Source organism: Streptomyces bottropensis ATCC 25435 (genome assembly GCF_000383595.1).
In the GTDB taxonomy this organism is placed as follows: Bacteria; Actinomycetota; Actinomycetes; order Streptomycetales; family Streptomycetaceae; genus Streptomyces; species Streptomyces bottropensis.
Window position 1 is genome coordinate 5,803,193 of sequence record NZ_KB911581.1, and the last position, 13,598, is coordinate 5,816,790.

13 protein-coding genes are annotated in these 13,598 nt (G+C 73.0%); 6 read left to right on the plus strand and 7 right to left on the minus strand.

All coding sequences use genetic code 11. From position 1 onward, the window contains the following. Window positions 1-277: 277 nt before the first annotated feature. The 3 genes from STRBO_RS0125910 to STRBO_RS0125920 form a co-directional block, all read right to left on the minus strand. A complete protein-coding gene (locus STRBO_RS0125910) occupies window positions 278-763 on the minus strand; it encodes a DUF6328 family protein (protein WP_005483902.1) in 486 nt (161 codons plus the stop codon). A 126-nt stretch (window positions 764-889) separates the two neighbouring features. Continuing rightward, window positions 890-1,708 (minus strand): DUF1206 domain-containing protein, encoded by an 819-nt coding sequence (locus STRBO_RS0125915; RefSeq protein ID WP_020115074.1) that lies wholly within the window; start codon window positions 1,706-1,708, stop codon window positions 890-892. Continuing rightward, the gene (locus STRBO_RS0125920; RefSeq protein ID WP_005483904.1) at window positions 1,708-2,097 is read right to left on the minus strand and encodes a hypothetical protein; all 390 of its coding nucleotides are present in this window, start codon (window positions 2,095-2,097) and stop codon (window positions 1,708-1,710) included. The genes STRBO_RS0125915 and STRBO_RS0125920 overlap by 1 nt, the downstream gene beginning before the upstream one ends. A 156-nt stretch (window positions 2,098-2,253) precedes the next feature. On the opposite strand from STRBO_RS0125920, the gene STRBO_RS0125925 reads away from it, so the two are divergent. From STRBO_RS0125925 to STRBO_RS0125945, 5 genes are all read left to right on the plus strand, one after another. Beyond that, window positions 2,254-3,177 (plus strand): MurR/RpiR family transcriptional regulator, encoded by a 924-nt coding sequence (locus STRBO_RS0125925; RefSeq protein ID WP_005483905.1) that lies wholly within the window; start codon window positions 2,254-2,256, stop codon window positions 3,175-3,177. Between the two features lie 280 nt (window positions 3,178-3,457). Continuing rightward, window positions 3,458-3,841, plus strand: coding sequence for a hypothetical protein (locus tag STRBO_RS0125930; RefSeq protein WP_020115075.1), 384 nt, complete (start codon window positions 3,458-3,460; stop codon window positions 3,839-3,841). Between the two features lie 105 nt (window positions 3,842-3,946). Then, window positions 3,947-4,264 carry a YkvA family protein gene (locus STRBO_RS0125935; protein WP_005483907.1) on the plus strand — a complete coding sequence of 106 codons (318 nt, stop codon included), beginning with the start codon at window positions 3,947-3,949 and terminating at the stop codon, window positions 4,262-4,264. Window positions 4,265-4,304: 40 nt separating this feature from the next. Then, window positions 4,305-5,624, plus strand: coding sequence for a CAP domain-containing protein (locus STRBO_RS0125940; protein ID WP_005483909.1), 1,320 nt, complete (start codon window positions 4,305-4,307; stop codon window positions 5,622-5,624). Window positions 5,625-5,754: 130 nt separating this feature from the next. Next, window positions 5,755-6,870 (plus strand): serine hydrolase domain-containing protein, encoded by a 1,116-nt coding sequence (locus STRBO_RS0125945; protein WP_167336831.1) that lies wholly within the window; start codon window positions 5,755-5,757, stop codon window positions 6,868-6,870. 24 nt (window positions 6,871-6,894) lie between these two features. On the opposite strand, the gene STRBO_RS0125950 is transcribed toward STRBO_RS0125945, so the two are convergent. The 3 genes from STRBO_RS0125950 to STRBO_RS0125960 are packed head-to-tail and all read right to left on the minus strand — an operon-like array spanning window position 6,895 to window position 10,939. Continuing rightward, complete coding sequence (locus STRBO_RS0125950; RefSeq protein ID WP_005483912.1) at window positions 6,895-9,255, minus strand: glycoside hydrolase family 65 protein; 2,361 nt, start codon at window positions 9,253-9,255, stop codon at window positions 6,895-6,897. After that, window positions 9,252-10,010: an HAD family hydrolase gene (locus STRBO_RS0125955; protein ID WP_005483914.1), complete on the minus strand. Its 759-nt coding sequence runs from the start codon at window positions 10,008-10,010 to the stop codon at window positions 9,252-9,254. Before STRBO_RS0125955 ends, STRBO_RS0125950 begins: the two co-directional genes overlap by 4 nt. Before the next feature lie 56 nt (window positions 10,011-10,066). Then, complete coding sequence (locus tag STRBO_RS0125960; protein ID WP_020115079.1) at window positions 10,067-10,939, minus strand: ANTAR domain-containing protein; 873 nt, start codon at window positions 10,937-10,939, stop codon at window positions 10,067-10,069. Between the two features lie 91 nt (window positions 10,940-11,030). Between STRBO_RS0125960 and STRBO_RS0125965 the strand changes: the two genes are divergently transcribed. After that, the gene (locus tag STRBO_RS0125965; RefSeq protein WP_028796851.1) at window positions 11,031-11,684 is read left to right on the plus strand and encodes a nucleoside/nucleotide kinase family protein; all 654 of its coding nucleotides are present in this window, start codon (window positions 11,031-11,033) and stop codon (window positions 11,682-11,684) included. Between the two features lie 193 nt (window positions 11,685-11,877). On the opposite strand, the gene STRBO_RS0125970 is transcribed toward STRBO_RS0125965, so the two are convergent. Continuing rightward, window positions 11,878-13,596, minus strand: coding sequence for a hypothetical protein (locus tag STRBO_RS0125970; protein WP_005483920.1), 1,719 nt, complete (start codon window positions 13,594-13,596; stop codon window positions 11,878-11,880). Window positions 13,597-13,598 lie beyond the last annotated feature (2 nt).

Here is a 13,598-nt window from a genome sequence, read left to right on the forward strand (position 1 = left end):
GGCGGTCGGCGCCACGACGGCCGGGGCCGGGCGTCCACGACGGCGGCACGACGGCCCGGGCCCGGTCGGCGGCGACGGTGCCGGGATCGGGCGTCGGCGCAACGGCGCGGCGGGCAGTCGTCGGCACGACGGCGCCCGAGAACGGTCGTCGACGCAACGACGGCCCGGGCCGGGCGTCCACGACGGCGGCACGACGGGGCCGGGATCGGGGCGGCGGCGACGGTGCCGGGATCGGGCGTCGGCGCAACGGCGCGGCGGGCAGTCGTCGGCGTGGCGGTCAGTCGTCGGCGTGGCGGCGGCGGATCCAGGTGGGCAGCACGAACCAGCACAGGAGGTACCAGAGGAGCACGCAGCCCACCAGCCAGGGCACGAACTCGTCGTGCGTGGCCACGCGCAGGATCAGCAGCAGCGCGGCCGTCATCGTGGCGAGCAGCAGGACCAGGCCGACGACGGTCAGCCGTGCGGCCCACCGCACGGCGGCGGGCTTGATACGGCGTCCGGCGACGATCCGGTGGAAGGAGACGGGCCCGATGAGGGCGCCGGTGGCGGCGGCGCCGAGGACGACGGTCACGATGTAGATCGTCTTCTCGGTCTGCGCCAGCTCGTCGTAGCGCGGGGTGAACACGACGGTGAGCAGGAAGCCGAACAGGATCTGCACACCGGTCTGGGCGACCCTCACCTCCTGGATGAGTTCGCTCCAGCGGCGGTCGGCCCGCTCGTCCTCGGTCTCGTCACGCCCTCGCTCGCCTCTCACCTCGGTCACGCGCCCTCCCTGTCATGTCGATGTTCCCTTTCCTGCATGGCGCCGTTCCCTCGACCACCAAGCACCTGCCTCGCCGTTCCAGTCGCACGAGCGAATCCGGCCAGGGCCCGCCCGCCGGGGCCCGGCTCACACCTTGCGCCAGCGCGCCATGGCGAAGGAGAAGATCCCGAACAGCACGAGCCCGGCCGCGACACACGCGAGGAGCGCCGGGCCGACGGGGGTCTCGGCGAAGGAGCGGATGGTGTCGTCGAGGCCCTTGGCCTCGTCCGGTTCGTACTGGATCGCGGCGCGCACCGCGAAGCCACCCGCCGTGGCGAACACCAGGCCGCGCGCCACCCCGCCGCCCACGCCGGTCACGTCGACGAGCCGACGCATCCGCCGGGACATCTCCCCGAGCCGCAGATGCTTGTGGTACGAACGCATCACGGCCCGGACGCCGATCCACACACCGGCGGCGATCACCCCGGCCCCCGCCCCGCCCACCAGCCACTGCCCACCGGGCAGTTCCAGGGCCCGCGCCGTCACGTCGCGGGACTGCTGGTCGCTGGAACCGCCCCCGCCGCCCTCACCGGCGGCGAAGGTCAGCACCGAGTAGGCGACGAAGGCGTAGAAGACGAAGCGCGCGGCGGACGCCAGCCGCTTGCTCACCTTGCGGCCGTCCGGCCCCGCCGCGCCGAACACGGCCTCCGACAGCCGCCACAGCGCCATGCCCACCAGGCCGATGCCCAGGGCCCACAGCAGCACGGAACCCAGTGGTTTCTCGGCGATCTCCTCCAACGCGCCCTGTCTGTCGGCCTGTTCCGAGCTTCCGCCGAAGGCGATCTGCAGGGCCAGTGCCCCGACGAGCAAATAGATGACGCCGCGTGCGGTCAGTCCCGCACGCGCCGCGCCCTCCGTCACCGAACCTCGCGCGGCACGCCCGCGCCCCACCCCCAGAGTGGTCATCAGCCGCGCCTCTCCCGTCCTTCGACCCGCAGTTGCAGTTGCACTTCCTGATCACCGGCGTCCACACCGACCTGGCGGACGCTGTACGCCTCCTCCAGCGCCTCGCGCAGCAGCCGTACGGCGGGGGGACTGCCCTGCACCTCGACCGTGACGGGCGCGGACGGCGGCTCGGGGGGTGTTCCCCCACCGGAGGCGACCGCGGCGGCGGTGTCGTACATGCCGGTCCACATCGTCGGCCGGCCGGTGCCGGTCTCGTGCGGCGGATCGTCGGCGCGCCGGTCCGTCTCGAAGTGGGTGCGCAGACAGGCGAAGACGCGTTCGGCGTCGTCGGCCGAGCAGTCGCAGAGCACGACCTCGACCTGGGACACCGGCAGACTGGGCAGGGTCACGAGCCTTCTCCCTCGTGTGGGCGACAGGATGCGGGTACCCCGAGTACCCCCATGGTGTGCCCGAAACGGGGTTCTCGCAGGTCGCGCGCGAGGCGCCGGGGGCGGACGGGCCGTGGGCTATGTTGAGTGCTCGTGGCAGACGAAGGAGGCGCGCGCGTGCCATCGCCGCAGCAGGCACGTGCGCAGGCATCAGCGATCACGTCCGGGCGGACCGCCCCGGAGACCGAGCAGTCGCCCACGTCCCGGCTCAGGGAACTGTTCGACGGCCCCCGGCTCTCCCCGGGGCAGCGGCGGATCGCCCAGTACCTGATCGAGCACATCACCGAGGCCGCGTTCCTGTCGATCACGGATCTGGCGGAGCGGGTCGGCGTGAGCCAGCCCTCGGTGACCCGGTTCGCCGCTGCCGTCGGATTCAGCGGCTATCCCGCGCTGCGCGAGCGCCTCCAGGCCATCGCGCTCGCCACTCTCGGCAGCGCCCCGGGCGTCGTCGCCGCGGACCGCAGCAACGAGTTGCAGGCCGCCGTGGACGCCGAGATCGAGAACCTGGAGAACCTGCGGCGCGACTTCGCCGACCCCGACCAGGTGATCCAGGTCGGCCGCGCCCTGTCCCGCTCGGCCCCGCTGACCGTCCTCGGGCTCAGGATCTCCGGTGCGCTCGCCGAGTACTTCGCGTACGCCGCCCGCCGTATCCACCCCGACGTCCGGCTGGTGACGAAGGGCGGCACGGTCGCCTACGACGCCCTGCTGCAGTCCCGGGAGGCGGGCGGCACCTGGGTGCTGGCGTTCTCCATGCCCCGGCACGCGCAGGAGACGCTGACCGCGCTGCGCGTCGCCCACGGCGCCGGTCTGAGGGTGGCCCTGGTCACCGACCTGGCGCTCGGCCCGCTCGCGGACGAGGCCGACGCCGTCTTCGCCATCGGCACCGGCTCACGCCTGGTCTTCGACTCCTACGCCGCCCCCGTGATGATGTCCTCCGCCCTGCTCCAGGCCATGACGGACGCCGACCCCGAGCGCACCCAGGCCCGGCTGGAGGCGTACGAGCAGGTCTCGGAGCAGCACCACTTCTTCCTGCGGGACTGATCCCGCACCGCCCGCCGGGCCGGGACGGCAGGGGATTCTTCACCCCGCCCCCTGAATGAATTTTTCCATGCCCTTGCGTACTCGGGGGTATATATAAATACTGCTCCCCGGATCGTGACCCGGTGGAACGCCGGGTCACGCCGTCCACCCGGGTCCGTCCGCTCCTACCCGCCACGGCGCCCCGGGTGAGGCGGCCCCGGCCATCCCCTATGCCGGGGCCGCCCAGACTCCACCACCCGCTGCAACCCCATGGCGTCGACGCAAGACCGGAGTGTTGAACATGGCCCTGACCACCTCGCCCCTCCGCACGGACTGGCCGTGTCAGGTCAAGACACCCGGCAGTTACGACTGGGAGAGGTCCGCGGCCAAGTGGCTGCGCGAGCTGGTGCCGGCCCGGTACGGCAGCTACCCGGCGATGATGCGGCACCCCGTGCTGCTCGCACGCCACGCCCAGATCCAGGTCCAGCACGAGATCCGGGTGGCCCGCACCGCCCTGCAGACCGCCCGCTCCGAGCTGCCCAGCCTCGGTATGTCCGAGTCGGTCATCGAGCACACGATCAAGATGTACGCCGCCGAGGTCATGCAGCTGAACCACATGGCCCGCTCCATCCGGGCCGTCAGCCAGGCCCTCGTGGACCACAACCTCGCCCGCGCCTCGAACTGACCCCGCCCCGATCCCCGCGCGCCGCGATACCGCGCGCCCTGCGGGGGAAGACGATGGGCAGGCACAGGCCGGGCGCACCGCCCGGCCCGACTGAGGGGCGGACCGATGGATTCCTGGACATGGGGTGTGATCGCCGCGATCGCCCTGGTCGCGGCCGCCGTCCTCGGCGTGGCCGTCTGGCTGCTGCTGAGGCTGGTGCGCACCCGGCGCGAACTGAACCGGGCCGGGCTCCCCACCGGTCCCAAGTGGGTCTTCTGGGGCGCCGTCCTCTATCTCGTCCTGCCCACCGACCTCGTACCGGACCCGGTGTACCTGGACGACATCGGCGTCCTCCTGCTCGCCCTGCGGACGATGCGCTCCGGCCGCCAGGACGCGCTGGCCGGCGAGGGCCAGGAGGGCACGGGAACCGCCCTGCGGGGGTGAGACGTTGTCGGGCTGACGGTCACTGCGACGGACGGCACCGATGAGCGAGCTGGTCCCCGGGGGCAATCTCCCCCTGCCGAGCGGCACCCTGACGATCAGGGTGCCGGGCCCCTTCGACGTGTCCGCCCTCGTCACCGACGACACCGGCAAGGTCCGCGGCGACGCCGACTTCGTCTTCTACAACCAGCCGGCGGCACCGGGCGCCCGGCTGACCGGCCAGACCCTGACGGTGGACCCGGGCGCCCTGCGCCCCGGCGCGACCCGCCTCACCGTCGCGATCAGCCCGGCCGCCCCCGACACGCCGTTGGGCCACCTGCCCGCCCCGACCCTGCTCGTCACCGGGGCCGCCGGCCGCACGATCGCCCGCTTCACCCCGCCCCGGCCCCGGCGCGAGACCGTACTCCTCCTGGCGGAGCTGTACCGCAGGGGCGCGGACTGGAAGCTGCGGGCCCTGGGCCAGGGATACGCCGACGGACTGGCGGGGGTGGCGAGGGACTTCGGGGTGGACGTGGTCGAGGAGACTCCCGCCGCGGCGTCCGGGCCCGCGCCCACGCGCACCGCGCGAACGGCTCCGCCGGACCCGCACACGGACGGCTTCCTCGACCTGGTCAACTCCGTCCGGGCCGCCGCGGGTTCCCCACCCGTGGTGCTGGACTCCCGGCTCACGGCCGCGGCCCGGACGCACGCCACCTCGATGGCCGCACAGGGCCGGCTGACCTCCGAGGGCGAGGACGGTGTCTTTCTCCACCAACGCCTCACCGCCACCGGATACGCCTATCTGGCCGTCGGCGAACACCTGGTCTCCGGTCCCCGCACCCCCGCCGAGTTCGTGGACCACTGCCGTTCCGACCGGCGAGCCGGGCAGATTCTCCGCGAACCCGCCTGCACCGAGACCGGCCTCGGCCGGGCGACCGACCCCCGGTCGGGGACGGTGTACTGGACAGCCCTGTGGGCCGAACCCTTCTCCCCCGCGGGCCTGCGCCGGACGGCAGCGGACGTCATCACCCTCACCAACGCCGAACGGGCCGGCGCCGGTCTCCCCCCGCTCTCCCCCGACCCCCTCCTCGCGCACGCCGCCCAGGCCCACAGCGCCGACATGGTGGCGCGGGCCTTCTACGCGCACACCTCGCCCGACGGCGGCGAGCCGTGGCACCGCGCGGCGGCGGCCGGATCCACCCACCAGTCCGTCGGGGAGAACATCGCGTGCGGCCAGCGCTCCGCCGCCGAGGTCGTGACCGGCTGGATGAACAGCCCCGGACACCGCGCGAACATCCTCAAACCCGGCTTCACCCATATCGGTGTCGGATTCGTCGGCGGCGGCGCGGCCGGCACGTACTGGACCCAGCTCTTCGGCGGCTGAAACCGACCCGCCGCGGCTGTCCCTCTTTCGAGTCGCTCAACTCACCCCCGCCTCCGGCTACTTGACTCTCCGTGATCGCTGGACTCCAATGCACCCTGTCGATGACGGAGAGCGACAGGAGACGAATCAGATGGTTTCGACAACGGTGGGCACGGGTGTGGCGACGCTCGGCGCGATCGTCCTGTCCCTCGTGGCGGTCCCCGCCCACGCGGCCCCCCAGGCCGGGCCCGACACGACGGGGCTGCGAAAACTGCTGCGCACGGCGCTGTCGCAGGGAGCGCCGGGAGCGTTCGCGAGGATCGACGACAACGGCACGGTGCACCACCTGGCGGAAGGTGTCGCGGACCGGAGCACCAAGCGGGCCCTCGGCACCGGGGACCGCATCCGCGTGGGCAGCGTCACCAAGACGTTCACGGCGGTGGTCCTGCTGCAGCTGGTCGACGAGGGAAAGGTCAAGCTCGACTCCTCGGTCGACACCTACCTGCCGGGGCTGCTGCCCGACAAGAAGATCACCGTGCGCCATGTGCTCAGCCACCGCAGCGGGCTGTACGACTACGCCAACACCCTCTTCTCCCCCAGCGTGGCGGGCTTCGAGAAGGTCCGCAACAAGGTGTTCACCTACCGCCAGCTGATGGACATGTCGCTCGCCGAGCCGCGCACCAACAAGCCGGGCGCGCTCTACGCGTACTCGAACGCCAACTTCGTGGTCGCGGGCATGCTCGTCGAGAAGATCACCAAGAAGCCGGTGGCGACGGCCTACCAGAACCGGATCATCAAGCCGCTGAAGCTGGCCGACACCTTCTACGTCCACCCGAAGAACACGATCCCCGGCAAGTACTCCCGCGGCTACATGACCGCCGACTCCACCGGCCGGAAGATCGACTCGACCCAGCAGACCACGTCGTGGGCGCAGAGCGCGGGCGCCCTGGTGTCCAGTGCCAAGGACCTGAACAAGTTCATGTCCGCGCTGGTGCAGGGCAAGCTCACCTCGGCCGCGCAGCTGAAGCAGATGCTGAAGTGGACACCGGTCAACAGCACCCAGGCGTACGGGCTGGGGCTGCGCCGGCGTGATCTGTCGTGCGGGGTCTCGGTGTACGGGCACACGGGAACCGTGCAGGGCTACTACACCTGGGCGTTCACCTCCAAGAGCGGCAAGCGCAGTGTGACCTCGTTCGCCAACACGTCCAACAACGGTCCCGTGTACGCGACGGTGAACAGCACGCTGGAGTCCACGTTCTGCGGCTGAGGTCCGGTCGGGGCCACCTGCGTCTCAGTCCGGCCGCCTCCGGCGGCGGCCGGGACGCCGGTGCGGGGGCTGCCGCGGCACCGGACCGGAGGGTTTCGGTGCCGGGATGTCCATGCGGCGGGGTTTGTCGCCGTCGAGGGTGACCGGCTCACCGTGGTGGCGGATCGTCAGGGTGTCGCCTGAGAGCAGTTCGTAGGTGGCGTGCCGGGGTTCGATCCGTACGCGCAGACAGGTGTCGAGCAGGCCGACGTGGAAGGCGAGCCCGCTCAGGCGCTCGGGGAGGCGAGGCGCGAAGCTCACGGCCGTGCCGTGCTGCCGCATTCCGCCGAAGCCGGCGACGAGCGCGGTCCAGGTGCCGGCGAGGGAGGCGAGGTGGAGGCCGTCGCGGGTGTTGTCCTCCAGATCCGCCAGATCCATCATCGCCGACTCGGTCAGATAGTCGTAGGCGAGATCGAGGTGGCCGACCTGGGCGGCGACGACGGCCTGGCAGCAGGCGGAGAGGGAGGAGTCGCGGACGGTGAGCGGCTCGTAGTAGGCGAAGTTGCGGGCCACCTGGTCGTCGTCGAAACGGTCGCCGCACTTGTACATCGCGAGGACCAGGTCCGCCTGTTTGACGACCTGTTTGCGGTACAGGTCGAAGTAGGGGAAGTGCAGCATCAGCGGGTACCGGTCGGGCCCGGTGTTCTCGAAGTCCCAGCGCTGGTGGCGGGTGAACCCGGCGTGCTGTTCGTGCACCCCTCGCTCGTGGTCGTAGGGGACGTGCATCGCGTGGGCGGCGTCGCGCCACGCGGCGCTCTCCTCGTCGTCGACACCGAGGCGGGCGGCACGGTCGGGGTGGCGTTCGACGGCGTCGGCGGCGGCCAGGAGGTTTCCGCGGGCCATGAGGTTGGTGTACGTGTTGTCGTCGACGACGGCGCTGTACTCGTCGGGGCCGGTGACGCCGTCGATGTGGAAGGCGCCGTGGTGGTCGTGGTGGCCGAGGGACCGCCAGAGCCGGGCGGTCTCCACCAGGAGTTCGACGCCGGTGTCGCGTTCGAAGGCGGTGTCACCGGTGGCGGCGGTGTGCCGGACCACGGCGTCGGCGACGGCGGCGTTCACGTGGAAGGCGGCCGTGCCGGCGGGCCAGTAGGCGGAACGTTCCCGGCCGTTGATGGTGCGCCAGGGGAACGCGGCGCCCTTGAGGCCGAGTTGGGCCGCGCGGTCGCGGGCGGCCGGCAGGGTGTTCTGGCGCCAGCGCAGGGCCTCGGCGACCGCGCCGGGCGCGGTGTGGGTGAGCAGCGGCAGGACGAAGGTCTCGGTGTCCCAGAAGGCGTGGCCGTCGTAGCCGGAACCGGTGAGGCCCTTGGCGGGGATGGCGCGCTGTTCGGCGCGGGCGCCCGCCTGCAGGACGTGGAACAGGGCGAACCGTACGGCCTGCTGGATCTCCTCGTCGCCGTCCACCTCGACGTCGGCGCGGGCCCAGAAGTCGTCGAGGTAGGACCGTTGTTCGTCGACGAGGCCCTGCCAGCCGGCGTACGCGGCGGCGGAGAGGGCGGCGTCGACCTGGTCGCCGACGGCGGGCAGCGAGCGGGTGCCGGACCAGCCGTGGGCGACGGTCTTCTCCACCCGCAGCCGTTCGCCGGGCCGCAGGACGGTGGTGGCGGTGAGGCGGGCGACGTCGTCCCTGCTCTCCGCGCCGGTGGTGATGTCACCGGGGCCGGTGACGACATGGTCGGCCGCGGCGCCGACGCGCAGGCCGCTGCGCCGGGTGCGGTGCACGAGCCGCAGCCGTGTCCCGTCCGCGAAGTGCTCCTCCGCCTCCAGCGGTGTCCTCAGGGCGACGGCGGCCCGTGGATCGCCCTTCCGTTCGGGCAGTTGCTCGTTGGCCACCAGCTCCGACTGCACGACGACACGTGCCTCGCCGTCGACGGCCTCGACCTCGTAGGCGACGGCGGCGATGGCCCGCTGGGTGAACGACACCAGACGGGTGGTGCGGACCCGGACGGTCGTGCCCGCCGGGGAGGTCCACTCGCAACTGCGGCGCAGGACGCCGGCGCGCAGGTCGAGGACGCGTTCGTGGGAGCGCAGCCGGCCGTAGCGCAGGTCGAAGGGTTCGTCGTCGACGAGCAGTCGCAGGATCTTGCCGTTGGTGACGTCGATGACCGTCTCCCCGGATTCGGGGTAGCCGTAGCCGGCCTCGGCGTACGGCAGCGGGTGGAGTTCGTGGACGCCGTTGAGGTAGCTGCCTGGCAGGCCGTGCGGCTCGCCCTCGTCGAGGTTTCCGCGCCAGCCGATGTGCCCGTTGGACAGCGCGAACACGGATTCGCTCTGGGGCAGGACGTCGAGATGGAGGCCCTGTTCGCGCAGGGACCAGGGTTCGACCGCGTACGACCTGTGGGTGATCACGCCCACTCCCCCAGTTCCGTCAGGTCCGCTACGACGACGTCGGCGCCGTGGGCGCGCAGGGCGTCGGCCTGGCCGACGCGGTCGAGTCCGACGACCTGGCCGAAGTGGCCCGCGCGTCCGGCGTCCATGCCGGCGAGGGCGTCCTCGAACACGGCGGCGTCGGCGGGTTCGACCCCGAGGTCGTGGGCGGCGGCGAGGAAGGTGTCCGGGCGGGGTTTGCCCGGCAGCCCCCGCTCGGCGGCCACCACTCCGTCGATGCGTACGTCGAAGAGGTGCTCGGCGCCGATCGAGCGCAGCACGTCCCGGCAGTTGGCGCTGGAGGAGACGACGGCGGTGCGCAGCCCGTGGTCGCGGACCCGCTCGACGTAGCGCAGGGTGCCGTCGTAGGCCTCGACGCCGTCGGTGCGGATGAGGTCCAGCAGGATCTCGTTCTTGCGGTTGCCGAGGCCGTGCACGGTGGGGGCGTCGGGCGGGTCGTCGGGGGTGCCCTCGGGGAGGCGGATGTCCCGGGAGGCGAGGAAGGTGCGCACGCCGTCGGCGCGGGGGCGGCCGTCCACGTACCGGTCGTAGTCGGCGGACGGGTCGAAGGGCCGGAAGGCGTCGCCGTCGCGGCGGCGCAGGAACTCGTCGAACGCGCGCCGCCACGCCGCGGCGTGCACGACGGCGGTCCTGGTGATGACCCCGTCGAGGTCGAAGAGGCAGGCGCGGATCCTTTTCGGCAGGCCCAGTTCGGTCGGTCGGGTCGTCTGTGTCATGGGAGGGGGGTTCCCCCCGCGGCGGGGGTCAGTGGCCGGGGCGGGTGAGAAAACGGTCATCGGCGGCTGAGGCTGCCGCCGCCGTGGGCGCGGCCGAGGGCGTGGAGGTGTTCCAGGGCGTCGAGGACGACGGTCCGGTCGTACCAGGCGAGCCACTCGCCGGCCTCGGCGCCCACGACGGACAACTCCTTGGTCTGGGCCCGCGTCAGGCCGCGCAGCGGACGGTCGAGATGGGCGGAGACCATGCCGACGACCAGCCCGGACGAGGTGGTCAGCGGCACGCTGTGGCAGGCGCGGCTGCCCGCGCGCAGGATCGCCTCGCGGGCGTCCTCGGTGAACACCGGGTCCGTCGCCACGTCATGGACGGTGACCTGGGACACGTCCCGCGCGGCCTTGGCGCAGGCGGTGCCGTCGTCGCCGACGTGGGCGAAGAAGTCGACGAAGTCCGCCGTGAGTCCCGTGTGCCGCTCGATGCGCAGTCCGCCCTCCGCGCGGTCGGCGATCTGGACGTTGCCCATGTCGGTGCCGACGACGGCGAGGGTCTGACTGAGGACGGCGGCCAGGACCCCGCCGCGGTTGCCGCGGCGGTCGCGCGCCGCCCCGAAACCGAGGGCCGGCTCCGCGCGCCGGATCCGGCCGGGGAACCACAGGGTGCGGCGATCCTCCGGACGGGGCGCGCCCAGCGCCGCCTCGGCCAGGATGCGCAGCTTGACGTTGTACTGCTGCGAGGCCCGCTGGAGCAGTGCGAAGGCGGACTCGGCGTCCGGCAGGGCATAGCGCTCCCGCAGCATGCCCTGGGCCTCGGCGATCAGGGGGCGGCCGTCCATCCGGGTGCGCAGCTGCCGTACCTCGGCACGCAGCCGCGCCAGTTCCTCCCGGACCTCCTCCTCGTCCTCGCCGTCGGGCTCCGACCAGGGACTCGCTCGCATCCCGCACCTTCCGCTGTTCTCGTTCGGCAGCAGCAGTGCTCGTCTGCCCGCTCCCTGTCCGCGTACGCCGGATCGGTCTACCGTCGACGGCATGCCTGTGACCTTCGACGACCTGCTGCACCGGGCCGCCGCTCTGTCCCGCCCCGGCCGCCGTGCGCTGCTCGGTATCGCCGGCAGCCCCGGCGCGGGGAAGACGACCCTGGCCGAACGGCTGACCCGGGCGCTCAACGGCGACGGCGAGCCCTGGGTCGCCCATGTCCCCATGGACGGCTTCCACCTCGCCGACGTGGAACTCGACCGTCTCGGCCGCCGGGACCGCAAGGGCGCGCCGGACACCTTCGACGCGGCGGGCTACGCCGCCCTGCTGGAGAGGCTGCGCCGGGACGAGGACGACGTCGTGTACGCGCCGGGCTTCGAGCGCACCCTGGAGCAGCCCGTCGCGGGTGCGATCCCGGTGCCGCCGTCGGCCCGTCTGATCGTCACCGAGGGGAACTACCTCCTGCTGGACGAGGGGCCCTGGGCGCGGGTCCGCTCCCGGCTCGACGAGGTCTGGTTCTGCGACCTCGACGAGACCGAGCGGGTACGCCGGCTCGTCGCCCGGCACGAGGAGTTCGGCAAGGGGCACGCGGAGGCGGTCGCCTGGGTCGACGGTACGGATCGGCGCAACGCGGAGGCGGTGGCGGCGAGCAGGCGTCACGCCGACCTGGTGGTGGCGGCGTCGGCGATGCCGGTGGTGCGGGCGTAGAGGGGGTGGGGTGCCGGGTGCGGACGGGCAGCAGCCCGGCGTCGTCAGGAACGCCGGGCTGCTGGTATCGGGGCCTGTGATCAGGCGTGGGGCGTCAGGGTCGGTTCCCCCCGGTCGTCGCCCGCCGGGTCAACCGATGACGTGTCCCCGTCGTCTGCGGGGTACGGCACTGCCCGTGCGGGTGCGTGGTGCGTCACGCGACGGGGGCGGACCGGCGGGCGCGCAGGGCGACGGTGAGGGTGTGCGGGCCCATTCCACCGAGGTGGACACGGTTTCCGGTCGTGGCGTCGGTGCCGCGCACGACGGTGTGGTCCTGGCCCGGGTCGTACCGCAGTACCTCGCTCCGGTCCGGCCCGGCGAGCGGTTCGCCCGCCTCGACGGTGGCCTCGACGCGGATCTCGTCGTCACCGGCCCGGTAGGTCATCGGCCCGTCCGTCAGGCACCAGCGACCGTCGCCCAGCGGTACGGCGCCGTGCGGCACGCCGCCCGGCCGGAAGGTCAGTTCCAGGGCCCAGGGCACCCGGGGGCCGCTGAGGTCGATCCGCAGGTCGGCGCCGTCCTCCCGCAGGTCGACCTCGACGCGGGTCGTGTGGGAGACCTCGTCGCGGGGCCGGTCCGGGAAGGCCATCGCGGCCGAGAAGCGGCCCTCGTCCCCCAGCCGGTAGCCGCCGTCGTCCCGCCTCCGGTCCTTCGGGAGCGGCTGGTAGTAGGCGGCGGTGAGGGTCTCGGTGAGCCGGTACCGGCTCTCGGCGAGCTGTTCCATGTCGGCGGCGCGGAAGGGGCCCAGGTCGAAGAACCCCCGCGAGAGGCGGACCGCGTCGAGCACGGCCTCTCCGGCGAACAGGCGCAGGAAGGTGGGGTTGCAGGCGAGGCCCGAGCGGATGCGCCGGTGCTCGGGCACGTCGGAGCCGCCGTACACCACCGTGTGCGCGGCGGCCGAGGCGCGTGCGGCGAGGCGGGCGGTGGTGAGGTACCGCTCGCGCGGAAGCGTCTGCGCGGCAGGGGCCGGCAGGGCGCGGCACAGGTCCGGGGTGAGGAGGGTCTGGGCGAGCAGGTCGGGGTCCTCGACACCGTCGGCGGCCGCCAGCCGTGCCGCCCGGGCGAGGTCGCCCCGGCCGGTGCGGATCGCCAGCAGCCGGTAGTGCGGCAGATAGGGCGCCAGCGGGAAGGGGGCGTACTGGTCCTGCCGCCGCGAGTGGACGGTCTCCACCGTGCCGTCCGGTCGGATGAGGTCCAGGGTGGTGGCGAGGTTGCGTTCGACGGCGTGCAGCAGATCGGCGCGGCCGAGCACCTCGGCCAGGAGCAGCAGGGACGGGTTGGACACGTGGGCCGCGTAGTTGGCGCTCCGTTCCGAGTACAGGCCGTCCGCGTCGATGTCGACGCCCTCGGCGAGCCACTCCTCGACGCGGTCGAGCAGCCGGCCGTCGGGGAACGACCGGTGCAGCCGGGCCAGCGCCGCGCACAGCTCCCAGCGGTGGTTCGGGGTGTGCACCCCGCCCGTCCGCAGGCTGTCGGAGGCGGCGCCGGCGATCTCGGCGAGGGCCGCCGTGACCTCGCTCAGCTCCGGCCCCGCGCCGGCGGCGAGGAGGTGCGCGTCGCACACGTCGTTGACGGTGAACGCGGAGTCCGGCGGGGACTGCACGTTGTCGCCGCCGGCGAAGAGGCCGGTGGTGGTCTGCGTGGCCCGCAGGGCCCGCAGGTGTGTCATCGCGGCGGCGACCGCCCGCCCGCTGCCGTGCAGGGCGGAGTCGGGGGACCGGTATGCCGCGACCAGGGTCTTCACCCGCCGCGCCAGACCGCGGTGCGGCACACCTGCGGGTTCCTCTTCGGGGCGGTCCGCGAGCGGGGCGGCCTGCCGGTCGGCGGCGCGGGCCACCGACCGGACGAACTCGTGGTCGAGCGGGGTGGGCAAGA

Excerpts from the sequence above, each read along its gene's own strand:
- STRBO_RS0125915 (WP_020115074.1), bottom strand. The coding sequence starts at position 1,708 with ATGACCACTCTGGGGGTGGGGCGCGGGCGTGCCGCGCGAGGTTCGGTG.
- STRBO_RS0125930 (WP_020115075.1), top strand. The coding sequence starts at position 3,458 with ATGGCCCTGACCACCTCGCCCCTCCGCACGGACTGGCCGTGTCAGGTC.
- STRBO_RS0125935 (WP_005483907.1), top strand. The coding sequence starts at position 3,947 with ATGGATTCCTGGACATGGGGTGTGATCGCCGCGATCGCCCTGGTCGCG.
- STRBO_RS0125940 (WP_005483909.1), top strand. The coding sequence starts at position 4,305 with ATGAGCGAGCTGGTCCCCGGGGGCAATCTCCCCCTGCCGAGCGGCACC.
- STRBO_RS0125945 (WP_167336831.1), top strand. The coding sequence starts at position 5,755 with ATGGTTTCGACAACGGTGGGCACGGGTGTGGCGACGCTCGGCGCGATC.
- STRBO_RS0125955 (WP_005483914.1), bottom strand. The coding sequence starts at position 10,010 with ATGACACAGACGACCCGACCGACCGAACTGGGCCTGCCGAAAAGGATC.
- STRBO_RS0125960 (WP_020115079.1), bottom strand. The coding sequence starts at position 10,939 with ATGCGAGCGAGTCCCTGGTCGGAGCCCGACGGCGAGGACGAGGAGGAG.
- STRBO_RS0125965 (WP_028796851.1), top strand. The coding sequence starts at position 11,031 with ATGCCTGTGACCTTCGACGACCTGCTGCACCGGGCCGCCGCTCTGTCC.